Source organism: Corynebacterium halotolerans (genome assembly GCF_050107895.1).
Classification (GTDB): Bacteria; Actinomycetota; Actinomycetes; order Mycobacteriales; family Mycobacteriaceae; genus Corynebacterium; species Corynebacterium halotolerans_B.
Genome location: NZ_JBNILW010000004.1, coordinates 153,270 through 176,435 on the forward strand (window position 1 = coordinate 153,270; position 23,166 = coordinate 176,435).

A 23,166-nucleotide genomic window follows, 5' to 3' on the forward strand; every position below is an offset into this window, starting at 1 on the left:
CGCAGTTCTCCTGCGCGGCGGCGGCAGCACACGGTACTGCCAGCGCCCGGGAGAATTGACGGGGACAATGACATAGGAGTTGAACATGGCAGATTCCGCCGACGCCACCCCCGACAGCACCGAAGATCCGCGTCCCCACGGCCGCCGCCGCAGCACGCGCAAGACCACCAGAAAAACCTCCCCGGCTCCGTCGACCGGCAACACCACGGGTACCGCAGCCACCGCGGAAACCGGGCCGGAGGCCGCCGGTGACGGCGGTGGAGACGGGACGAAGGGGAACGCCACCCGGAAGCCGGGCCAGAAGTCCACGCCGCGCAAGACCTCCCGCAAGACCAGCCGGAAGACGGCCACCAAGCGTGCCGACGCCCCCGCCGTGGCGCAACCGCAGGAGGAGAACCCGGTACCGGCTTCCGCGGTGCTCGCTGCGGACTTCGACCGCTCCCAGCTGACCCCGAAAATGCGGGTGCACGCCCTGGCGAAACTGCTCGGTATGACCTCCAAGGACGTCATCGCCGCACTGGACACCATCGGCCTGGTCAAGGTCGCGCAGTCCACGCTCAGCCTGGAAGAATCGGGCGCACTGCTCGACGCCTTAGGCAAGCCCGCCGAGGAAGCCCCCGGCAATCCGGATGCGGAGCCGGTGGAGAAGATCCGCCAGCGGGTGGAGAAGAACGTCGCCAATGAGATCCACCAGATCGAGGAGAAGGTCGAGCGCGAGCTGGCCGAGCACCCCGCGGAACCGGCCGGAACCGGGCCCGCCAGCGCCACGCAGGAATCAGGGGACACCTCGGCAGCAGGTGCCGTATCCATCCCGGACAGCTTCCTCGCGTCCGCGGAAGCTGAGCGAGACGCCGAGCTCCTGGAGGACGTCGTCTCGGACATCACTCCGGCCCCGGTCGACGAGCCCGTTTTCCAGCCGCCGATTTTCCGGGCCCCCACGGTCGGCGAGACCACACAGACCGCCGAGCCGGCAGAGGACGCACCGACGGCCGACGCCACCACCGAGGGCGATGCTGCCCCGGAGGAGCAGGACAAGGAGGCCACCACCGCGACGTCACGACGCCGCCGCCGGGGACGTCGGGGCGGTAGCCGTGGCCGCGGTGGGGAGGAGCAACCGACCGGCGAAGACGTCTCCCAGGTGGAAGACGTCGAGCCCACCGGGGACGGGGAAGCCGTCGCCCCCGCGGCTCCGGAGGAGGTGACCGAACCAGAACCGCTGCCCGAGGAGCCGGTGGCACTGCACGGCTCCACGCGACTGGAGTCCCAGAAGCGCCGTCGCGCCGAGATGCGCGAGGAAAACAAGAAGAAGCGACACATCGTCTCGCAGGCGGAGTTCCTGGCCCGGCGGGAGTCCGTCGACCGCACCATGGTGGTGCGCGAACGTCACCGACACGATCACCCGGGACTGGTCACACAGGTGGGCGTGCTCGAGGATGAGCTGCTGGTCGAGCACTTCGTGACCTCCGAGGAGCAGGCGTCACTGATCGGCAACATCTACCTCGGCCGCGTGCAGAATGTGCTGCCCAGCATGGAAGCCGCCTTCATCGACATCGGCAAGGGGCGCAACGGCGTGCTCTACGCCGGTGAAGTGGACTGGAAGGCCGCGGGGCTGGGCGGTCGTTCCCGTCGCATTGAGCAGGCACTGCGTAGCGGCGATCAGGTTCTGGTTCAGGTGACCAAGGACCCGGTGGGACACAAGGGCGCTCGCCTGACCACCCAGATCTCTCTGGCCGGCCGCTTCCTGGTCTATGTGCCGGGCGGCCGTTCCGCCGGCATCTCCCGGAAGCTGCCCGCACCGGAACGCAAGCGGCTCAAGGAGATCCTCAAGGCCGTGGTGCCCGGCCAGGGTGGAGCGATCATCCGCACTGCCGCGGAAGGGGTCTCCGAAGAGGCCATCGGCGCGGACGTGCAGCGGCTGCACCAGCGGTGGGAGGACATCCAGAAGGCAGCTGAGAAGGAGAAGGACTCCAAGGGCGCCAAGCCGGTGACCATGTACGAGGAGCCGAACATGTTGATCAAGGTCATCCGGGACCTGTTCAACGAGGATTTCCAGCGTTTGGTGGTCGACGGCCCCAAGGCGTGGAACATGGTCCACGCCTACGTTCAGTCCGTGGCCCCTGACCTGCTGGACCGCGTGCACAAATTCGATCGCGCGGCCCATCAGGACCAGGACGCCTTCGGGCATTACCGGGTCGACGAGCAACTGCAGAAGGCGTTGTCGCGGAAGGTGTGGCTGCCCTCCGGCGGTTCACTGGTCATCGACCGCACCGAGGCGATGACCGTCGTCGACGTCAACACCGGCAAGTTCACCGGCTCCGGCGGCAACCTGGAGGAGACGGTGACCCGCAACAACCTGGAGGCTGCGGAGGAGATCGTCCGGCAGCTGCGGCTGCGCGACATCGGCGGCATGATCGTGGTTGACTTCATCGACATGGTGCTGCCCGAAAACCGTAGCCTGGTGCTGCGCCGTCTGACGGAGTCGCTGGGGCGGGACCGTACCCGGCACCAGGTGTCCGAGGTGACCTCTCTGGGGCTGGTCCAGCTCACCCGCAAGCGCCTGGGAACGGGGCTGCTGGAGACCTTCTCCACCGAGTGCGAACACTGTGGCGGGCGCGGCCTGATCCTGCACGAGGATCCCGTCGAGCACGACGAGGCTCCCGTGTACAGCAAGCATGCGAAGAAGCGTCCCGCCGCACCGGCGGCCCCGGCTCCGCACGAGCACCCGGCGGCGCAGGCCGCGCACCGGAACACGCCATCGGCGGCTCCCGTGGCGGCGGAGACCTCGGATCCGGAGAAGAGCCTTGAGGAGCTCGCTGCCGCCGTCGTGGTCGAGGACGGGGCGACGGAGCGGGACACCGCGTCCGGCAGCTCGCGCGGGCGGGGACGCCGGGGCAGCCGGGGACGGGGCCGGCGTCGGTCGACCGAGCGCACTGAGGTCGTCACCGAGCGCCGGGTGCCCGTCGAGCAGCCGGAGGATGAACCGGATCCGTCCAGTGAGCTGGAGAGCATCGTCGCAGCGGCCGTGGATCGCGCGGACCAGGAGGATCCGGCGGAGCCCAGCGGTGCCGCCTACACCGCAGTGGAGCAGATGCCGACGGAACCGAAGGCTGAGGCGGCCGATGCGGCAGCGCCGAAGGGCGGTTATGAGCAGGCCGTCGCCGAGTTCGAGGCCTCGCCCCGGCGTAAGCGCCGCACCCGCGGAAACTCGCGTTCCGACCACCGCCCGGATCCCGCGGATTACCAGGCGACGGACTCCCGTGTTCCGGCTGGCCGGGACACGGCGGCGGAGCTCCCGGAGACCGGGCAGCCGGTGACCCCGGCTGAAGCCCCGGCGGAGACCCCTGCCCCGCGGGGGCGGCGGAACCGTCGTCGCGTGGTACGCCGCCACACCGGAACCACCGGAGAATCGCAGGTTTCCGCACCGGAGACCAGCCCCACCCGACAGGCGGAGCCGGCCCGGCAGGACGCTGAACGGGCGGACAAGCGCAGTGGTCGGGGACGGCGCCGGGTGGTACGCAAGGCTCCGACCGTCTCCGCTCCCTCTGCGGCTCCGGAGCCGGAGGTGGCCCCGCCGGCCCGGAAGAACCCGACAGCGGGTGCGCGCTCGCGCTCCGGGCGTCGTTCGGCGCGGCGAAGCAACCGCTGATAACGGCGGTTTGTCATTCCGGACGTGAACGCGGTATTCTTTGACAGTCGCTGTTTTGGGTCCCGTGAGCGTGTCAGTGACATGCGATCGAGACGTCCGGATCTCCGGTAGACCCGAAACGCTAACAGCAATTTCAGTCCAATCAGACTGCTGGGCTCCCGGCCGTCTGAGTCGAGTTATAGATAAGGGGTAGCCCTCCTATGTACGCGATCGTCAAGACCGGCGGAAAGCAGTACAAGGTTGCCGAAGGTGACCTCGTCAAGGTCGAGAAGATCGAGGGTGAGCCGGGTTCGTCCGTGGCTCTCACCCCGGTTCTGCTCGTCGATGGCGCAACCGTCAAGTCCAAGGCTGAGGATCTTTCCTCCGTCAGCATCAATGCCGAGATCGTCGAGCACGCCAAGGGCCCGAAGATCCGCATCATGAAGTACAAGAACAAGACCGGCTACAAGAAGCGCCAGGGTCACCGTCAGCCGCTGACGGTCCTGAAGGTCACCGGTATCAAGTAAGCCCGTTCCAGGGCAATCGAATAGATCCCAGAGGAGGGACTACCAATGGCAACCAAGAAGGGTGCTTCAAGCTCCAGCAACGGTCGTGATTCCGAGGCCAAGCGCCTTGGCGTCAAGCGATTCGGTGGCCAGCAGGTGAAGGCCGGAGAGATCCTGGTCCGCCAGCGTGGCACCAAGTTCCACCCGGGCGAGAACGTCGGTCGCGGTGGCGACGACACCCTCTTCGCCCTGGAGACCGGCGCCGTGCGCTTCTCCACCAAGCGCGGCCGTCGCATGGTCAACATCGACCAGAACCAGCCGGCAGAGCCGGTCACCGTCGACGCTTAGGCTGCTAGCGCGACTGCGACGACTTCATCCCCGGGGCACCCGTTGGTGCGCCGGGGATTAGTCTTTGTCATCACCGATGGTGGAACCCGGAGGTGGGATCTGCGTGGGTACCGCGTTCTGTCGCAGTTGGCCGCACCGAAGTCAGGCGCTACCGATCGCACCGGTCCGACTCGTTTTTTGCGCCTGGGCCAGCGCGGTCCCGCCCAAACGCAGCTTCACCCCCGGTAGAGCGGTGATAACATCAGCCTACCGAGCACTATCTATTGGAGGAATGTCCCATGTCGTCCCGTTTTGTTGACCGCGTGGTCCTGCACCTCGCCGCCGGCGACGGTGGCCACGGCTGCGTGTCCGTACACCGGGAGAAATTCAAACCGCTCGGCGGACCGGACGGTGGTAACGGCGGGCACGGCGGGGACATTGTCCTGGAGGTCTCCAACCAGGTGCACACGCTGCTGGACTTCCACTTCCGTCCGCACATCAAGGCCGAGCGCGGGGCGAACGGTGCGGGTGACCACCGAAACGGCGCCCGCGGCAACGACGTGATCCTGGAGGTCCCGTCGGGCACCGTCGTCCGCGACGAGCAGGGGGAGACCCTGGCGGACCTGGTGACCCCCGGAACCCGTTTCATCGCGGCTAAGGGCGGCTTCGGTGGCCTCGGGAACGCGGCGCTGGCCTCCAATGCCCGCAAGGCGCCCGGCTTCGCCCTCAATGGTGAGCCGGGCGTGCAGCAGGACCTGGTGTTGGAGCTGAAGTCCATGGCCGATGTCGGCCTGGTCGGCTTCCCCTCAGCCGGTAAGTCCTCGTTGATCAGCGTGATCTCTGCGGCGAAGCCGAAGATCGGTGACTACCCCTTCACCACCCTGGCCCCGAACCTGGGGGTGGTCAACGTCGGACACGACACCTTCACCGTCGCGGATGTGCCCGGCCTGATTCCCGGCGCCAGTGAGGGCAAGGGGCTGGGACTGGATTTCCTGCGCCACATTGAACGCACCGCCGTGCTCGTGCACGTGGTGGACACCGCCAGCATTGAACCGGGACGAGACCCGGTCTCTGACATCGAGGCGCTGGAGGCCGAGCTCGCCGCCTATCAGGAGGCGCTGGCGGAGGACACCGGGCTGGGGGACCTGCGGGAGCGGCCCCGATTGATCGTGCTGAACAAGGCCGATGTCCCCGAGGCTGAGGAGCTGGCGGAATTTGTCAAGGAGGACCTGGAGGAGCAGTTCGGCTGGCCGGTCTTCATCATCTCCGCGGTGGCCCAGAAGGGGCTGGATCCGCTGAAGTACAAGCTGCTGGAGATCGTCCAGCAGGCGCGCAAGTCCCAGCCGAAGGTCAAGGCGGACCCCTCCCACACCATCATCCGGCCGCAGGCCGTCGACGCCGGTGCCAAGGGCAGCGGCTTCAAGGTGGAACCCGATCCGCAGAACCCGGGTGGTTACGTGGTCACCGGAGAAAAGGTGGAGCGCTGGATCCGGCAGACCGACTTCGAAAATGACGAGGCGGTGGGATACCTGGCCGACCGGTTGGCCAAACTCGGCGTGGAGGACGCCCTGTTCAAGCAGGGCGCGACCGAGGGCGTGGAAGTCACCATCGGTGAAGTGACCTTCGAGTGGGAGCCGCTGACGGGCGCGGGCGTCGACCCGACGTCGTCGGGCCGCGGCACCGACGCCCGGTTGCAGTCCAACGAGCGCGTCTCCGCGGCAGAGCGCAAGCGTGCCTCGCAGGCACGGCGCGGCCTGATTGACGAATACGACTACGGTGACGGGGAGGAAGCGTCCCGCACCCGTTGGGAAGGGTAGCTCCGGCGGACTTTCTCCGGTTTTCCCAGGTATTTCCCAGGTCATTTCCGTCGGCCCCACAAAAGCGGGGGTGAAAGTCACCTGGTACCTCTACCATCGGTAGCCATGAATCAGTCAAAGGAACCGATCGACACTGACGCGCTTCTACCGGTGGAGCCGTATAAGGACGACGAGACCTCCGATGCCGATTTTCCCGCCGTCGCTGAGGCCACCGCTGAGGGACCGGCCTTCGGCCACGAGTCGGAGATGCGGGACCGGATCCGCAACGCCAAGCGAATCGTGGTGAAGATCGGCTCGTCGTCTCTGACCACCGATGATTTCCACGTCGACCCCAACCAGATCAACATTCTCGCCGATGCCCTGCAGGCCCGGATGATCCGGGACAACGACGTCATTCTCGTCTCATCGGGAGCCGTCGCCGCCGGCATGGCTCCGCTCGGGCTCACGCAACGTCCCACCGACCTGGCGACCAAGCAGGCCGCCGCCGCCGTCGGACAGGTGCACCTGGCGCATGAATGGGGCCGCTCCTTCGCCCGCTACGGCCGTAACATCGGTCAGGTGCTGCTGACGGCCTCGGACGCGGGACGTCGGGACCGTGCCCGCAACGCCCAGCGGACCATCGACCGGCTCCGGCAGCTGCGCACCATCCCCATCGTCAACGAGAACGACACCGTGGCGACCTCTGAGATGCGGTTCGGGGACAACGACCGGCTGGCCGCGCTCGTGGCGCACCTGGCTTCGGCCGACGCCCTCGTGCTGCTGTCCGACGTGGACGGCCTCTACGACAAGAATCCGGCGGAACCGGACGCCAACTTCATCACCGAGGTGCGCAGCGGCAGGGACCTCAAGGGAGTCATCGCCGGCGATGGTGGCAAAGTGGGCACCGGCGGCATGGCCTCGAAGGTCTCCGCAGCACGGCTCGCCGCCCGGGGTGGGGTTCCGGTGCTGCTGACCTCCGCCGAGAACATCGGCCCGGCCTTGGACCACGCGCAGGTGGGAACTGTTTTCCACCCGCAGGAGAACCGCCTGTCGGCCTGGAAATTCTGGGCGCTCTACGCCGCCGAAAGCCAGGGCACCCTGCGGGTCGACGCCGGCGCCGTCAAAGCGGTCACCGCCGGTGGCCGTTCCCTGCTGGCGATCGGCATCAACGACGTCGACGGCGACTTCCGCTCCGGTGACATCGTGGAGATCACCGGGCCGGAGGGCGAGATCATCGGCCGTGGCGAGGTGGCCTACGATTCGCAGACCCTCGAGGGCATGCTCGGCCAGCACACCCACGACCTGCCCGACGGCATGCAGCGCCCGGTCATTCACGCGGACTACCTGTCCAACTACGCGTCCCGGGCCTGAATACACCTCGGATAGTCTGGGGGCATGAAGTTCACGATGCACCCAGGGCCGTGGCCGGACGTGATCGACGAGGTCGTCGCCGCCGGCCACACTTATGTCACCGACCCCGCCGAGGCTAAGTTCCTCATCTACAACGGGGGCCGCGCCGAAGGCGGCGCGGACGGACTGCCGAGCCCCCTGCCGGAGTCCATCGGTTTTATCCAGTACCCGTTTGCCGGGGTGGACCACCTGATCGACAGTGGCCTCATCAAACCCGGGGTGCGGTGGGCCAACGCCGGTGGTGTCTACGGCCGTCCCGTCGCCGAGATCGCCCTGTCGCTGTTGCTCTCCCAACTGCACCAGGTCAAGGCGGCCGCCATGGCGGGTAGCTTCCGTGACCGTGGCGAACTGGACGCCCGGCAGGGCTGGCTGTTCCATGACACGACGGTGGCGCTGATCGGGGCGGGCGGCATCGGGCGGGAACTCATCAAACTGCTGGAGCCGTTCGGTGTGCACGTCATCGCCGTCAACCGCTCCGGCCGCGAGGTTCCGGGGGCGGACGAGACTTATCCGATGGACCGGGCCGGCCACGTCTGGTCCCGGGCGGACCACTTCGTGCTGACCGCGCCGCTCACCGAGGACACCCGCGGAATGGTGGATGCGGGGGTACTGGCCAAGATGAAGCCGGACACGGTGCTGGTCAACGTCGGCCGCGGACAGCTCGTGGTCACCGATGACCTCGTGACAGCATTGCAGAACGGCACCATCGCGGGAGCAGCGATGGATGTGGTGGACCCCGAGCCACTACCGGACGGGCACCCGTTATGGCAGCTGCCGAATGCCACGATCCTGCCGCACATCGCCGCCACCGGGCGTATCGCCCGGCTGCTGGTGGCCCCGCAGATCATCGAGAACGCCGCGGCCTTTGAACGCGGTGAGCGGATGCCCACCGAGGTGGACGCGGAAGCCGGATACTAGAAGGCGGGGCCACCGCCGCCGTTCCGGCGCTACACTGACCGGGAGTGACCCAACACCAGAGACTTTGAGGAAGGACCGACCCAGTGAAATTCGCGATGCTGCCGGAGACGTGGGAGAACACGATCGCGGAGGTGGAGAAGGAGGGGCATGAGTTCGTCCGGGAACTGTCTGACGCGGACTTCCTGATCTTCACCGGCGGTCCCGGGGACCTTCCCGAGATCCCGGACAACCTCAAGTGGATCCAGCTGCCCTTCGCGGGGGTTGACGCCTTCAGCACCGCGGGTGCCCTCAGCGACAAGGTGCGCTGGGCCAATGCCTCCGGCACCTACGGACCCACGGTGGCGGAATCCTCCATGGGTCTGCTGCTGGCCGTGCTGCACCAGCACAAGACGGTGACCCTCGCGAAAACCTGGGACGTGCGGGACGAGGTCGCCGCCGGGACGGACTGGCTCCACGCCAATAAGACGGTGGCGTTGGTCGGTGCCGGAGGAATCGCGAAGGAGATGATCCCGATGCTCAAACCCTTCCGCACCCGGATCATCGCCGTGAATAACTCCGGGCGGCCGGTGGCGGGGGCCGATGAGACCGTTCCGATGGAGCAGGCGGACCACGTCTGGGGAGAAGCGGACTACTTCATCGTGCTGCTCCCGCTGACGGAGCAGACCCACCACTTCTTCAACAAGGACCTCTTCGCCAGGATGAAGAAGACCGCCGTAGTGGTCAACGCCGGCCGCGGGCCGCTGGTCAACACCGACGATCTCGTAGCGGCGCTGCAGGACGGGGAGATCGCCGGTGCCGCGCTCGACGTGACGGATCCGGAGCCCCTGCCGGACGGTCACCCGCTGTGGGACATGAACAATGCCCTGATCACCCCGCACACGGCGAACACGCCGGAGCGCATCGAGGCACTCACCGGTGCATTGACCGTGGAAAATGCGCGGGCCTTCGAGGCGGGGGAACGGATGCCGCACGAGGTGGACGTCGCCGCCGGTTACTGACCGTCCACCGGCGCTTGTCACGGCATGACTGGCTCTGCCGCCACGGTGGCCGCCGGTGTGATGAAACCTGGGAACCCGACCACCCGGACCGTGGCCACCTCAGGGTCCACATCGGCCCGGACGTGCTGCTGCGTGACCTCGACCCGGGCTTCCCGGTGGCCGAGGAACCTGCTGACGGGGGCGGTCAGCCGGCGATGGGGACGCGGCCGGTCCGGTGACGGACGAGGCCGATGCGGCGGAGCTGGCAAAGTATCTGCGGGAACTGGGCCCCGATGACGTCAAGCGCCGCGTCCTGACCATGGTGGACGGCACAGTCTACGCCCGACTCAAGGACCTGAGCGACCGGAAGGTCTCGCTGCAGCCGAAGGTCCCAGCGACGATGGTGTCGGGTAAGGACCGGGAGACTGTGCCGACACCGGGGGAGCCACAGCTGAAGCTGGACTCCAATGCCGTGGACACGTGGATGCAAGGCATCGTCTACAAGGAGAACGGGATACCCGGCATCGATCTCCGCCCACCGGACGGCCCTCGTGCGGTGAAGAGGCTCGCGGACAGGGCGGCTTCCCCCGTGGAAGCGCATCGTCTATCCGGAGGCGGCCGGGCCGGGTAGAGGTGGCGGGAGCTCAGAGGGAGTCTCCCACAGCGGGGCGTTCCGGCACCGCGGTGGGCGGGGCCTCGGGAGTAGACTCCACAGTGAGACCCGCAGTCTGTAATTGAGGCCGACGACGTGACATTCAATCCGGGTGCCTCCCACATCCGAGCGAGGCCCCGGAACCGGCGCAGAATCCGGACAGCCGGCAACGACAGTCGCCCGATCGCCACCCCCGGATGACCAGAGACCGGCGTTGTGCTGCGACTTTCGTTATGCTCGATGAGTATGACGGACGCATCAAACATCCGAGACACTGAACGCGAAGAAGTCCTGACCAAGGCCCGCGCCGCCAAGGCCGTGGCCCCGGTGCTGGCACAGCTGCCGACGCCGCGCAAGAACGAGATTCTCAACGCCGCCGCTGAGGCGTTGATCGAGTCAACCGATAAGATCCTGGCCGCGAACCAGAAGGACATCGATGAAGGCCGCGCCAACGGCATGGCCGAGTCCCTGGTCGACCGCCTGAGCCTGGACGCCGACCGCGTCAAGGGGATCGCCGGGGGACTGCACCAGGTGGCCGGCCTGAAGGATCCGGTGGGTGAGGTCCTCACCGGCCAGGTCATGGACAACGGCATCCAGATGCGGAAGGTCCGTGTCCCGCTGGGTGTGATGGGCATGGTCTACGAGGCCCGCCCGAACGTCACGGTCGATGCCTTCGGCCTGGCGCTCAAGTCCGGCAACGTGCCGCTGCTGCGTGGCTCCAAGACCGCCCGGAACTCTAATGCGCAGCTGGTGGAGATCCTGCAGGACGTGCTCGAGAAGTTCGGGCTGCCGCGGGAGGCCGTGCAGCTGCTGCCCTGCGAGTCCCGCGACAGCGTGCAGGATCTCATCACCGCTCGCGGACTGGTGGACCTGGTCATCCCCCGTGGCGGTGCCGGCCTGATCAACGCCGTGGTCACCGGCGCCACGGTGCCGGCCATCGAGACGGGCACCGGCAACTGCCACTTCTACATCCATGACGATGTGGATCTGGACGCCGCCATCGATATGCTCATCAACGGCAAGACCCGCCGCTGTAGCGTGTGCAACGCCACCGAGGTGGCCCTCCTGGACGCCGGGCTGCCGGACGAGGACAAGCTGAAGGTGGTCAAAGCCCTGCAGGAGGCCGGGGTCACCGTCCACGGCAAGGTTGCGGAGCTCGAGTCCTTCGGCGCCACCGATGTGGTGGAGGCCACCGACGAGGACTGGACCGACGAGTACCTCTCCTTCGACATCGCCGTCGCCGTCGTCGGCGATGTGGATGAGGCCATCGCCCACATTGCGAAGTACGGCTCGGGCCACACCGAGGCCATCGCCTCGAACAACGTCTTCGCCGTCCAGAAGTTCGCCGACGAGGTGGACGCCGCCGCCGTCATGCTCAACGCCTCCACCGCCTTCACGGACGGTGAGGTCTACGGCATGGGTGCGGAGATCGGTATCTCCACGCAGAAGCTGCACGCCCGCGGGCCGATGGCCCTGCCGGAGCTGACCAGCTCCAAGTGGATCCTGCAGGGCACGGGGCAGACCCGGCCCTAAAGCCACAGCCTGGCCACTGAGGGCCCGCCACAACCCGCCTGCGGTGGTCCCGGAACCACCGCAGGCGGGTTTCGTTCTCCGTCGGGATCTGTCGTCGGTTGACTGTGTCCCCGCATTACCGCGGCGCCGTGGCCTGCTCCAGGATCTCCAGCACGTGCTGGTAGTTCTGCCCGGTGGCCCGGGTCATGCCGATCTCACAGGTCCGGTTGCAGGAGGCGTGGGCTTCGGCATCCAGACGTGCCACCTCGGCCGCTTCCGGGGCGGTGGCCGAAGCGGTCAACTCCGGGTGGAGCATGCCACGGTCCCCGGCGAAGCCGCAGCATCCCCAGGTGATCGGGACATGCACGGTGTCGGCCGCGACCGCCGCGACCTGCCGGAGATCATCGTCGATCCCCAGGTGGCGCGAGGAGCAGGTCGGGTGGAGCACGAGCTCCGACACAGCGTTGGTCGTCTCCAGCTCGGAGAGCAGGTGGCGCGCGGTGAAGGTCACGGCGTCGAGGACCTCGATCCGCTCATCGGACAGCAACTTGGAAAACCCTTCGGTGCAGCTGGCGGCGTCACTGATCACCGGCAGGCTGCCGCCGCGGGTTGCGGTGCGCGCCAGGTGCCGCACCCGGGCCGCCATGGTCTCGTGCCCGCTGGACATGCCCTTCGAGGACCACGGCGTGCCACAGCACAGGGAGTCGATTCCGGCCGGCACCAGCAGCGTGGCACCGCTGCGCTCGAGCAGTCGCCGGAATGCCTCGGTGACCCCGATCCCGTCTGCTTCAGGGCCGAACATGGTGTTCACGCATGCCGGCAGGTAGATGCCGAGAACCTTTGTCTCCGGCCCCGGCGGTGCTCCGAAGAAGCCCTGGCGCGGCGCGCGGCGGGAACCGCCGCCGGGGAGGCCGGCATCGTATTGCGGCACGTTCTCGGCTCCGGCCACCTGTCGCGCGGCAGTGGTCGCTCCGCGCACCAGGGCGGCGGGGAGCCTGTCCGCGATGCTCAGCGCCAGGGAACCGCCGACGGTGACTCCGCTCCAGGCGCGGGCGGCCAGGTCCCACCCAGCGTCCGCCAGCTTCCCTGCGTCCTCCCGGCGTAGCCGCCGGACCAGGTCACCGGTGTTGATCTCCACCGGGCAGGCGGTCTGACACATGCCGTCCACCGCGCAGGTCTGCATCCCGGCATAGTCGTAGTCCTTCTCCAGCTCCTCTATGAAGGCCTGGTCGCCGCGGGCGCGGGCCTTGGACTGGGCGCGGCGGACCACAATGCGTTGGCGCGGGGTCAGGGTCAGTTGCCTGCTGGGACAGACCGGCTCGCAGAAACCGCATTCCACGCAGCGCTCGGCTTCTTCCTCGATCGGTTCGGTGACCTTCAGGTGCTCGGTATGCGCGCCGGGCCTCTCTTCGAGGATCACCCCGGGATTGAGCATCCGGCCCGGGTCGATCGCCCCCTTGAGCTCGAGCATGACCTCGTAGAGTTCATCGCCGTATTGGCCGCGGACGTAGGGGGCCATGGCCCGGCCGGTCCCGTGCTCGGCCTTGAGGTTGCCGTGGAAGCCCCACACCATCTCCGCCATGGCGTCGTTGAAGGCGTCGTAGCGGATCAGCGATGCCTCGGTGTCGAAGCGGTCCGCGATCACGAAGTGCAGGTTGCCGTCCTTGGCATGGCCGAAGATGACACCGTCGTCGTAGCCGTGCTCCCGGAACAGCTGCTGCAGGGACTCACTGGCGGTGGCCAGGTCGGGCACCGGGACGACGATGTCCTCGAGCAGGGCGGTGGTGCCGGGACGTCGGTTGCCGGCGACGCTGGCGTAGAGACCCTTGCGGAAGTTCCAGGCGGCGGTGCGGTTTGCAGGGTCCGCAGCGAAGGCGGCCGGTGAGAACAGTTCCACCCCCTCCAGAACTTCGGTTCCCGCCCGCCGGTAGTATTCGATCTCCTCGGCGGTGTCGGCCTGGTACTCGATGAGCAGGGCGGCCTGGGTGCCGACCTCGAAGCCGTTGATCGCCGCCGGCGTGCCGGTGATGGACTGGCCGACCCGGATGGAGGTGGCGTCCATCAGCTCCAGGGTGGCGGCTCCCGTGGTGACGAGGGCGGGCAGAGTGCGGGCGGCGGCATCCAGGGTGGGGAAGACCGCCACCGACGTGGTGGTGAGCGGGCTGACCGGCACCGTGCGGAACACCGCTTCGGCGACGAACGCCAGGGTTCCCTCGGAGCCGATGATGAGGTGCACCAGCAGGTCCAGGACATTGTCGAAGTCCAGGAAGGCGTTGAGTCCGTAACCCATGGTGTTCTTGAGGGAGAACTGCCGCTCGATGATTCGCACCGACTCCGGGTTCGAGCGCACGCGGCGCTGCAGCCGGATGAGGGCCTCGACGAGTTCGGGTTCCTGTTGCCGCAGCTGCCGTTCCGCGTCCGGGTCGGCGGAATCGATGACAGTGCCGCTGGTCAGCACGAAGACCATCGACTCGAGGGTGCGGTAGGTGTTGAACTCGGTGCCGCAGGCCATGCCGGAGGAGTTGTTGTTGATGACGCCGCCAATGGTGGCAGCTGCCTCGCTGGCCGGGTCCGGACCGAATTTGTGCCGGTAGGGGGCCAACTGGGCGTTGACCTGACGGACCGTCGCACCTGGTTGCGCCCAGAGACGGGCACCACCGTCGAGCACCCGGATGTCGCGGAAATTCTTCCGGACGTCGATGAGCAGTCCCTCCGTGGAGCCCTGCCCCGCGAGACTGGTTCCCCCGGAGCGCAGGGTCACCGGCGTAGCGCTGTCCCGTGCCGCACGCAGGATCTGGCCCACTTCACGGGCATTGTCCGCGACGATGACCGCCTGCGGCGTGCGGTGGTAGTGCGAAGCGTCGCTGGCGTAGGCGACCCGGTCGATCAACCGGGTGTGGATCCGTTCCGGGTGAGTGACCGCCTCACAGATGCCGGTGGGCAGGGGCGGGGGCACCATGGTGGGGGCTGGGGTGGGTGCGGTGGTGGTGGTCATGCTGCCTCATTCGGGAAGTGTGTGCCACAGGTGCCGGCCGACAGGAGGGTAGGGAGGACCAGCAAAAGTTGTTGGACAATCTGGGGTTCTTGTCCAGCAATTATCGGGCAGCGCGATACGTGAGTCAAGTCACAGGCGAGGTTTTCTGGTGGCACAGGTCCCGTGGGGTAGGCGGCTCCGCGTTATCGACGTCGCCGGACGCGGCGTCGACATGCGGGGTCCGGGCGGCCACGGTGGGCGGCGGGGCACCGCTGGTGCCGACGTAGGATGAAGGGATGGACATGGGCGATCGGGCGGGACAGCCGGCTGCAGAGCAGGTGGGTGAACACCTGCGTGCCCGGGTGCTCGCCGGTGAGTTGGTGCCGGGCACGGCGCTGGGGGAGGTGGAGATCGCCGCCGAGTACGAGGTTTCCCGGGCGACCGCGAAAAGCGCCATCGAATCCCTGGTGGCCTCGCGGCTGCTGAGTCGGCGGGTGCACCGGAGTGCCCGGGTGACACGTCTCAGCCCGACTGACGTGGAAGACATCTACCGGACGCGCGAACTCATCGAGTCCGAGGCGGTGCGCCGGCTGGCGCAGCTCCGGTTGGCCCCGGCGGATGCCCGCGGCGCCAACGCAGAGATCGCCGCAATGGGGGAGGCCTCACCGCTGGAGCTGGTGGAACCCGACGTCCGGTTCCATTCCGCACTGGTGGACGCGCTGGCCAGCGAGCGCACCTCCGTCATCTACCGCGGACTCAGTGACGAGATCCGGCTGTGCATGGTCCAGGTGCAGGGGGCGGCGCTGTTGGCGGAGGGCACCATCGTGCGGGAGCACGAGCTGCTGCTCGACTATATCGAGACCGGGGATGAACCGGCCGCAGTGGCGCTGCTACAGGAACACATCTCCCGCTCGCGGCGGCGTCTGGCCACCCGGCTCCGTGGGGGTTGATCCGAAAACCCGGCAGAAGCCCATTCCTTTGGTTACTCTGACATTCAGTTGAGAGTGGAATATCGGGATCCACTCCGGAACCCTCAGGAAGAAGAACATGGGCCGATTCTCCGGATACTGGGGCCGGCGGGCAGCGGCGTTCCTGGTGGCATCGATCCTGACCATCGCCGGGCCGGCGGTCGCCACAGGTAGTTCGCTCAGCTCCGGCAGCTCGGGTGGTCCCACAGTCTCCGGGAGTTCGGAGTTCCCGCAGGGGACAAGTTCCACTCCGCAGGAACGCGTGGATGCCCGTCTGCACGAGGAGGTCGCAGCGGGCAACATCGCGGCTCTGGTCGCCGAGGGGCACCTGGTCCGCCTGGTGGAACTCGGTTACGCCGAGGAACTCGTGCTGGCCGGCTTCGTGGATGAACTGGTGGAGATTGGTTACTATGACCCGGCACTCGGCATCGAGGAATCCGGGGTCTGTCCTGAGGTGGTGGTCATCGCCGGGCGTGGCAGTGGCCAGAACTTCAAGCTCATCCCCACCCGCTACTCCGACACCGCCCCCTGGGTCTCCAACGGCCGGGAGGCGGAGACATGGCGGCTGTTCTTCCGGGCGGTCGAGGAACAGTACCGGCGTGACCACCCGGGTGAGTCCCTGATGGAGGATGTGTACGTCCTGGGGTTGGATGAGAGCCTGTACCCGGCCACGCATTTCCGCCCGGAACAGGGTCTCTCGGCGGCAGGCAGCAGCGCCGGGCAGGTGGTGAAGGACACCGCGGCCAACTTCTTCGACAGCCTCGAACGAGGTACCGAGGGGGTCAGGGCGGCAGTGGAACTGGTCGAGGAGACCGGCTGCTTCCCGCAGTACATCCTGGCCGGTTACTCCCAGGGCGCCGCGGCCCTGGCGAATGCGGAGAAACCCCTGGCGCAGCGAGGAACGCTGGCCGGTGCCATCTATCTGGGCAACCCCCTGCTGGAGCGCCACAGTCCATGGCTGATCGGCCAGGGGGCCGAGGGTGGTGGGGTTCTGCGATGGCGCGGCCCCAGTTCCGATCAGCTGGCCGCCACCGATAACCGGCTCGAATATTGTCTGGCCGGTGACCTCGTGTGCGACCTGCACCTGCAGTCGCTCCCGGCGGGCAGTTCCCGGCTCACCGGTACGCACCTGGACTATTTCACCGACGTCCCCGCGCACCGGGCGGATGAGCTGCAGGTCACCCGGAACTTCGCTGCCTGGGTGGACGAGGTGCGCCTCGGCTGACACCTCATTCCGGCCCGGAGACGTTCCCGCTCCGATAGTCTGACGGAAAAGATAGTCTCTTTTACTGGTCGGTACCCGGGTAGGAGCTGCGGCATGAGAAGGCGTCGGATCTGTCCCCTCGTGTCCCTGCTGACCGCGGTGCTGGTCCTGGTGCCCGGGGTGGGCACCGCCGCGGCCGGGGCGTCGACAAGCTCCCAGACGCAGGACCTGCAGCAGTGCCCGGAGCTGGTGGTGCTGGTCGCTCGCGGCAACAACGACGCCGGCGGGGACTTCGCGCCACGACGCTACGGCGGGCCGACGGGGCGGCAGTCCAACGGCCATGAAAGTCAGCGGGTGGGAGATTTCCTCGAATTCGTCGAGCAGCGCTACCGCGACACCCATGACGGGGAATGGCTGCTCGCGGATGTTCAGGTTTACGGCCTGAGCGAACAGTTCTATCCGGCCGACATCCCGATTCCGGAGATCAAGGACGACAGTGATGTCCTCACCCTGCTCAGCAGCGCCGGGGATCTGACACAGGATGTCGTCAGCGGGATCCGCCGCATGGTGACGGTCGGTGCAGCCGGAGCCCGGGCCGGAATCGAGGACTATGAGCAGCGCACCGGGTGCGCTCCGCACTACCTCCTCTTCGGCTACTCGATGGGAACGATGGTGCTGGCACCTCAGGAGAGGTGGCTGGCCGAACGTGGGCGGTTGGCCGGCGCAGTCTATGTGGCCAGTCCCTTCCAGGTCGGCGGCCACAGCCCGGTAGCAGGGGTGTCCTCGACCAGTACGGGGCTGCTCGGCCACCTGCCGCCGCCGCTCCGGCCGGAGGCCGGCACCGCGAACCGGGCGTACTACTGCCTGCCCGACGACCCGGTCTGTGATCCCTCACCGCGGGCTCTCGACCGGGCCCTGGCGGAGGACGAGGGTGGTCCGCACGCCCACTACTTCCGTGACCTGACCGGGCCCGGTGTGGCGGCGCTCGCGGACACCATGGGCGGGTGGATCGACCGGACCCGGCACTGATGGCCGCCTGCCCCACGGCGCCCGGGTTGACACCGATATACTTCCGGGCCATGACCGTCTCACATTCCCCCGCATCCCCGTCCGGCCCCGACACCGGGAAGCCCGCGCTGCGCATCGGGGTGATGGGCGGTACCTTCGATCCGATCCACAACGGTCACCTGGTGGCGGCCAGCGAGGTGGCGCACCGCTTCGACCTGGACCGGGTGGTGTTCGTGCCCACCGGTCAACCGTGGCAGAAGGCTCACAAGAAGGTCAGTCCCGCCGAGGACCGTTATCTGATGACCGTGATCGCCACCGCCGCGAACCCGCGTTTCACCGTCAGCCGGGTGGACATCGACCGTGGTGGCCCGACCTACACCATCGACACCCTCAAGGACCTGGCGCAGCTGTACCCGGGGGCGGAGCTGTTCTTCATCACCGGCGCGGACGCGATGCACTCCATCATCACCTGGCGGGACTGGGAGGAGATGTTTGATCTGGCGCACTTTGTGGGGGTGACCCGGCCCGGTTATGACCTGGACCGGGAGACCATCCCGGACCTGCACAGCGAGAGCGTCTCCCTGGTGGAGATCCCGGCGCTGGCGATCTCCTCGACCGCCTGCCGGGAACGCGCGGGCCGCGGGGAACCGGTGTGGTACCTCGTGCCGGACGGGGTGGTGCAGTACATCGCCAAACACGACCTCTACCGCGGATGAGCATGGACCACCCTGATCGTCCGGGAGCAGCGGAACACCCGCACGGTGGCCGTTACTCCTGTGCCGGGCGGGGTGGAATCGGGGCTACTCCGGTGGAATACCATGGTTGACTATGTAAAGCCCGGGGTTTCGTGGGAAACTGGGGGTCAGCTCAACTGGTGCCCCGGCCCTGCCCGGGCACCGCGGTCATCTCAACCTCCGAGTGGCCGGGAGACGCCGAAACGTAAAACAATAAAGGACCCATGTGACTGTTTCTGAAGAATCCCTCCGTCTGGCCACCGTCGCGGCGAAGGCCGCCGATGAGTTCCAGGCAGAGAACATCATCGTTCTCGACGTCTCCGACGTGATGGCGATCAGTGACATTTTCGTGATCGCCTCCGCCGATAACGAGCGGCAGGTCCGGGCGATCGTCGAGGAGGTCGAGGACAAGCTCACGGAGGCCGGCGCGGAACCGCTGCGCCGGGAGGGCAACCGCGAGAACCGCTGGGTGCTGCTGGACTACGGGATGCTCGTCGTCCACATCCAGCGTGACACCGAGCGGGAGTTCTACGGCCTCGACCGGCTCTACCGCGACTGTCCCGCGCTGCCCGTCGAAGGGATTCCCGAGCCGACCCGCCCGGGCGAGTACGCGGAAGAAGTGGACACCCGCAGTGTCTCCTCAATCGATGAGATTCCGCTGGCCGCCGAGGAGCCGGAGGACGAGGAACAGTGACCCGTCGCCTGATCCTGCTCCGACACGGGCAGACCGACTACAACGCGACCCGGCGCATGCAGGGGCAGCTGGATACGGATCTGTCCGAGGTCGGCCGGGCTCAGGCCACGGCTGTCGCCCATCTACTCAAGGATGAGCGGATCGTCCGCATCCTCTCCTCCGACCTCACCCGCGCGCACGACACCGCCCTGGCGGTGGGGGATCAGCTGCGTCTCGACGTCGAGGTGGATCAGCGGCTGCGGGAGACCGACCTGGGGAAGTGGCAGGCGTGCACCCACGCGGAAGTCGATGCCGCCCATCCCGGGGCGCGGGCGCAATGGCGCCACGATGCCACCTGGGCCCCGCCGGGCGGGGAGTCCCGCGTGGCGGTCGCGCGCCGGGCCCGCCCGGTGGTCGAGGAACTGATGACATCCTTCGGGGAATGGGAAGGGGCGACGGTCCTGATCGTCGCCCACGGCGGCACCATCTCCGCGCTGACCTCCAGCCTGTTGGGGCTCGACATCAGTCAGTACCCCATGTTCTCCGGGCTGGGTAACACCCGGTCTTCCCAGTTGACGGCGCGCCCCCGCTTTCTGCCGGGTGGTACCGACGCCGACGGCGAGAGCGAACCGGCCCCTCCGGTCGCGAGGTTCACCCCGGAGACCGTGGGGGACCCCCAGTGGTACCTCGACGCGTGGAATGCGGGGGTGTAGATGGCTGTCCGCATCGTCACCGACTCCTCCGCCGGGCTGCCTGAGAATGTGGCCACGGAGCTGGGGATCACCGTCATCGACCTACATGTCATGCACAGTGGGGAAGAGGAGTCGACCTCCGGGCTGTCCTCCCTGGAATTGGCCGCAGCCTACGCGCGGCAGCTGGAGCGCGGCGGGGATGACGGGGTGCTCGCCCTGCACCTGTCAAAGGATCTGTCCTCGACCTGGTCGGCTGCGGTTACCGCCGCAGCTGTCTTCGACGACACCGTGAAGGTGGTGGACACGGCATCAGTCGGCATGGCCGTGGGGGCGGCCGCCATGGCCGCCGCGAAACTCGCGGGTGAGGGTGCGTCCCTCCAGGAGTGCTATGACATGGCTGTGGATACCCTGCAACGCTCTGAGACCTGGGTGTATCTGCATCACCTGGATGCCCTGCGCCGGTCCGGCCGGATCTCCACCGCCACCGCCGTGTTGTCGACCGCGTTGGCCACGAAGCCGATTATGCGGATCAGTAACGGCAAGTTGGAACTGGCGGGCAAGACCCGCACACAGATCAAGGCCTTCACCAAACTCGTGGAACTGGTCCGGGAGCGGGCCACCGACGGGCCCGTATTCGTGGCCATCCAACACAAGGAAGCCCCGGAGTCCGCCGATAAACTCGAGACGATGCTCCGCGATGCCCTGCCCGAGGGATCCAGTTTCATGACCCTGGAACTCGAGGACACGTTGGCGGTCCACACCGGTGACGGGGCGGTCGGGGTGTCCGTGGTCTTCAGCGAGCATGTCGAAGCCGAACAGTAGCGGCCCAGCGGGAAGCTAGTACCGCGGCTGTGAACGTATGCCCCGTGAACCGTTAGGTTCACGGGGCATACCCATACCTCGATGACCTCTTGACCATCCACCTGGGGCAGGAGCAGTCTGAACACATCTGCTCCGCCGCCAGGAAGAAGACACCGTCATGGCCCCACCCGTACGCGTACGAGAGATCACCAACGACGAAGGCAACCAACTACTACGCACCGTCCGACACACAGCCGGCCCGGTGGTGACCTGGCGCCGCGCCCAGATGATCCTCCTGTCCGCCCAGGGCATGGACCCCACCCAGATCGCCAAGGTCACCTTCACCAGCCCCGACAGAGTCCGCGACGTCATCCACGCCTTCAACACCGACGGCTTTGACTCCCTGACCCCGAAGTACGCCGGCGGCAGACCCAGGAAATTCACCCAGACCCAACGCGCAGCGATCAAGAACATGGCTCTGGCCCGCCCCGAAGACCATGGCCGGCCATTCTCAACCTGGAGTCTGTCGAAACTTGCCCACCACCTGATCACCCAGGGGGTGGTCGACGACATCTCCCACGAAGGACTCCGCACACTACTGCGTGAGGAAGGCGTCTCGTTTCCAGTCCATCAAAACCTGGAAGACCTCGACCGATCCTGACTTTGAGGCCAAGAAGAACCGGGTACTCGACCTGTACTCCATCGCTGACGGCCACCGTTCAGCTGCAGGGGGGTGATCCCCAGGTCATCATCTGCATGGATGAATTCGGCTCCCTGAGCCTGCAGCCGCATCCCGGAAGACACTGGGTGCTCCAGGGATGTGGGAGCGGGGAGCCGGATCATCCCCGCAGGCGACGGCGACGGGCCACCTATCACTGCCCACATGGGGTACGTCATCTGTTGGCGGGGTTGGATCTGTCCACCAACCGGCTCTACGGGCACATTCACCCGCGCAAGACACGTACCCAGTTCCTGGCGTTCTGCCGGTATTTACGTTCCCTGCATCCGCCGGAGGTGCGGATCGGGATTATCCTGGACAATTTCTCCCCGCACCGCTCCACCCACGCGGATGGGCGGGTCGGGGCGTGGGCTGAGGTTAACAACGTCGAGTTCGCCTACGTGCCGTTTTATTCCTCGTGGCTCAACCGGATCGAGGCGCAGTTCACGGGGCTGCGCTACTTCGCGCTCAACGGCACCGACTTCGCCAGCCATCGGGAGCAGGGCCGGATGATCCGCCGGTACATCGCTTGGCGTAACAATCACACCACTGACCCGAAGCTCCGGAAGGTCATTGCCCGGGCCAGCCTCATCAAAAGGGCAAAGGTTGCCTGACACGGTACTAGAAGCCAGGCGGGACGATGCCGCGGGTAGTGAACTCCGTGCGTACGCGCATCGCCTCCCCGGAGGCCTTCATCCACTCGGTGATGGTGGCGGCCACCGAGCGGGCTACCCCGAGCTCACCGCTGACCCGGTGGTGGCGCACCGCATCCACCGCCGCTGCGGTCAGTGACCTCCACTGAGCCGGGGCCATGGGATAACCGCGCTGCGTCAGGAGATTGTAGAAGCCACACATCTGCTGCAGCATCACCCGTTCATCGGCCGGCAGTTGATGCTGGCCGACGTAGATGACGGGAAGTTCCTCCAGCGGGTGCTGCACCTGTTTCTCGATGGCCTTGCGGCTGGCCTCCTGATCCAGTTCCGGGCCGCGGATCAGCCGGTAGATCATGGCTACCCCGTGGTAGATCGCCATCAGGAACAGGGCCAGCGAGATCAGGACAATGGTCACGCCGATAGCGTCGGGGTAGAAGCTGGCGGAGGCACCGTAGAAGGCACCGGTCCAGAAAAGCAGGAAGGCCAGGCCGAGGCTGACACCGGCCTTCTTTCCGCGCGCGGCAGCGTTCTTGATCTTCAACGGCAGCGCCCCGGGTTCGTGTCTGGCTGCCTCCAGCAGCTCTGCCGGAGAGGTGGCGACCCCGGCGCTGCGGCCGGTGAGCAGGGACGCTGGGGACCGGGTGAGGGCATGGGAATGGAAGTCATAGCCGGCGAGCACCGTGGTCACCGCCGGAAAAGAAAGCTCCGCCGCGGCAGCCGGTTGACCATCAGGACGGCGGAACGAGTCCTGCTTACCGGAGGGGGAGGGCATGAAGCTCACCGTAGGGACTCCTTTACGCTGCGGAACGCACCACTGTGGTGGTTTCCGGGGTGTCTTCGTCCCATCAAAGCACAGCGGGTGGACACTGCGGTGAGAAAGCGCGGACAGATGTTCGGATCCGTGTTCGCACGGTGACTGCGGTACCGGGGTATCCACAGGGAAGCGCTCCGACAAGTGGTTGTCCACAGGGTGAAGGTGCAGGTGGTGGCAGGTTGTGTCGCCGCACTCTAGCTTGAT

Annotated in this window: 21 protein-coding genes; 19 read left to right on the forward strand and 2 right to left on the reverse strand. The window is 67.0% G+C overall.

All coding sequences use genetic code 11. The annotated features are described in order from the left end of the window. Positions 1-85: 85 nt before the first annotated feature. From ACQCVD_RS05975 to ACQCVD_RS06020, 10 genes are all read left to right on the forward strand, one after another. Entirely contained in the window at positions 86-3,646 is a 3,561-nt protein-coding gene (locus ACQCVD_RS05975) for a translation initiation factor IF-2 N-terminal domain-containing protein (protein WP_426822801.1), read from the forward strand. Positions 3,647-3,846: 200 nt separating this feature from the next. Beyond that, a complete protein-coding gene (gene rplU, locus ACQCVD_RS05980) occupies positions 3,847-4,152 on the forward strand; it encodes a 50S ribosomal protein L21 (protein WP_426822802.1) in 306 nt (101 codons plus the stop codon). Between the two features lie 45 nt (positions 4,153-4,197). Then, positions 4,198-4,479 carry a 50S ribosomal protein L27 gene (gene rpmA, locus ACQCVD_RS05985; RefSeq protein WP_426822803.1) on the forward strand — a complete coding sequence of 94 codons (282 nt, stop codon included), beginning with the start codon at positions 4,198-4,200 and terminating at the stop codon, positions 4,477-4,479. Positions 4,480-4,757: 278 nt separating this feature from the next. Beyond that, positions 4,758-6,275, forward strand: a complete 1,518-nt coding sequence (gene obgE, locus ACQCVD_RS05990; protein WP_426822804.1) for a GTPase ObgE — start codon at positions 4,758-4,760, stop codon at positions 6,273-6,275. A 246-nt stretch (positions 6,276-6,521) separates the two neighbouring features. Next, entirely contained in the window at positions 6,522-7,625 is a 1,104-nt protein-coding gene (gene proB / locus ACQCVD_RS05995; RefSeq protein ID WP_426822864.1) for a glutamate 5-kinase, read from the forward strand. Positions 7,626-7,649: 24 nt separating this feature from the next. Then, positions 7,650-8,582 (forward strand): D-isomer specific 2-hydroxyacid dehydrogenase family protein, encoded by a 933-nt coding sequence (locus tag ACQCVD_RS06000; protein WP_426822805.1) that lies wholly within the window; start codon positions 7,650-7,652, stop codon positions 8,580-8,582. An 83-nt stretch (positions 8,583-8,665) separates the two neighbouring features. Continuing rightward, the gene (locus ACQCVD_RS06005) at positions 8,666-9,580 is read left to right on the forward strand and encodes a D-isomer specific 2-hydroxyacid dehydrogenase family protein (protein ID WP_426822806.1); all 915 of its coding nucleotides are present in this window, start codon (positions 8,666-8,668) and stop codon (positions 9,578-9,580) included. A gap of 14 nt (positions 9,581-9,594) precedes the next feature. Next, positions 9,595-9,798 carry a hypothetical protein gene (locus ACQCVD_RS06010; RefSeq protein WP_426822807.1) on the forward strand — a complete coding sequence of 68 codons (204 nt, stop codon included), beginning with the start codon at positions 9,595-9,597 and terminating at the stop codon, positions 9,796-9,798. Beyond that, a complete protein-coding gene (locus ACQCVD_RS06015; RefSeq protein ID WP_426822808.1) occupies positions 9,795-10,190 on the forward strand; it encodes a hypothetical protein in 396 nt (131 codons plus the stop codon). Before ACQCVD_RS06010 ends, ACQCVD_RS06015 begins: the two co-directional genes overlap by 4 nt. Before the next feature lie 261 nt (positions 10,191-10,451). Continuing rightward, the gene (locus tag ACQCVD_RS06020) at positions 10,452-11,744 is read left to right on the forward strand and encodes a glutamate-5-semialdehyde dehydrogenase (protein WP_426822809.1); all 1,293 of its coding nucleotides are present in this window, start codon (positions 10,452-10,454) and stop codon (positions 11,742-11,744) included. Between the two features lie 115 nt (positions 11,745-11,859). On the opposite strand, the gene ACQCVD_RS06025 is transcribed toward ACQCVD_RS06020, so the two are convergent. Beyond that, positions 11,860-14,718, reverse strand: a complete 2,859-nt coding sequence (locus ACQCVD_RS06025) for an FAD-binding and (Fe-S)-binding domain-containing protein (protein ID WP_426822810.1) — start codon at positions 14,716-14,718, stop codon at positions 11,860-11,862. A 275-nt stretch (positions 14,719-14,993) separates the two neighbouring features. Here ACQCVD_RS06025 and ACQCVD_RS06030 point away from each other — a divergent pair, with 275 nt between their 5' ends. The 9 genes from ACQCVD_RS06030 to ACQCVD_RS06070 all read left to right on the forward strand — a co-directional run bounded on the left by ACQCVD_RS06030 (position 14,994) and on the right by ACQCVD_RS06070 (position 22,109). Next, positions 14,994-15,647 carry a GntR family transcriptional regulator gene (locus ACQCVD_RS06030; protein WP_426822811.1) on the forward strand — a complete coding sequence of 218 codons (654 nt, stop codon included), beginning with the start codon at positions 14,994-14,996 and terminating at the stop codon, positions 15,645-15,647. 97 nt (positions 15,648-15,744) lie between these two features. Continuing rightward, positions 15,745-16,890, forward strand: coding sequence for a cutinase family protein (locus ACQCVD_RS06035; protein ID WP_426822812.1), 1,146 nt, complete (start codon positions 15,745-15,747; stop codon positions 16,888-16,890). 93 nt (positions 16,891-16,983) lie between these two features. After that, positions 16,984-17,898, forward strand: coding sequence for a hypothetical protein (locus ACQCVD_RS06040; RefSeq protein WP_426822813.1), 915 nt, complete (start codon positions 16,984-16,986; stop codon positions 17,896-17,898). 50 nt (positions 17,899-17,948) lie between these two features. Next, complete coding sequence (nadD, locus tag ACQCVD_RS06045) at positions 17,949-18,593, forward strand: nicotinate-nucleotide adenylyltransferase (protein ID WP_426822814.1); 645 nt, start codon at positions 17,949-17,951, stop codon at positions 18,591-18,593. 244 nt (positions 18,594-18,837) lie between these two features. Then, positions 18,838-19,305 carry a ribosome silencing factor gene (gene rsfS / locus ACQCVD_RS06050; RefSeq protein ID WP_426822815.1) on the forward strand — a complete coding sequence of 156 codons (468 nt, stop codon included), beginning with the start codon at positions 18,838-18,840 and terminating at the stop codon, positions 19,303-19,305. After that, a complete protein-coding gene (locus ACQCVD_RS06055; RefSeq protein WP_426822816.1) occupies positions 19,302-19,997 on the forward strand; it encodes a histidine phosphatase family protein in 696 nt (231 codons plus the stop codon). Before rsfS ends, ACQCVD_RS06055 begins: the two co-directional genes overlap by 4 nt. Further along, positions 19,998-20,798, forward strand: a complete 801-nt coding sequence (locus ACQCVD_RS06060; protein WP_426822817.1) for a DegV family protein — start codon at positions 19,998-20,000, stop codon at positions 20,796-20,798. It abuts the gene before it with no gap. A gap of 157 nt (positions 20,799-20,955) precedes the next feature. Then, entirely contained in the window at positions 20,956-21,438 is a 483-nt protein-coding gene (locus ACQCVD_RS06065) for a helix-turn-helix domain-containing protein (protein WP_426822818.1), read from the forward strand. A gap of 95 nt (positions 21,439-21,533) precedes the next feature. Then, complete coding sequence (locus ACQCVD_RS06070) at positions 21,534-22,109, forward strand: transposase (protein WP_426822819.1); 576 nt, start codon at positions 21,534-21,536, stop codon at positions 22,107-22,109. Between the two features lie 7 nt (positions 22,110-22,116). Here ACQCVD_RS06070 and ACQCVD_RS06075 read toward each other — a convergent pair whose 3' ends face one another. After that, the gene (locus ACQCVD_RS06075) at positions 22,117-22,920 is read right to left on the reverse strand and encodes a hypothetical protein (RefSeq protein ID WP_426822820.1); all 804 of its coding nucleotides are present in this window, start codon (positions 22,918-22,920) and stop codon (positions 22,117-22,119) included. Positions 22,921-23,166 lie beyond the last annotated feature (246 nt).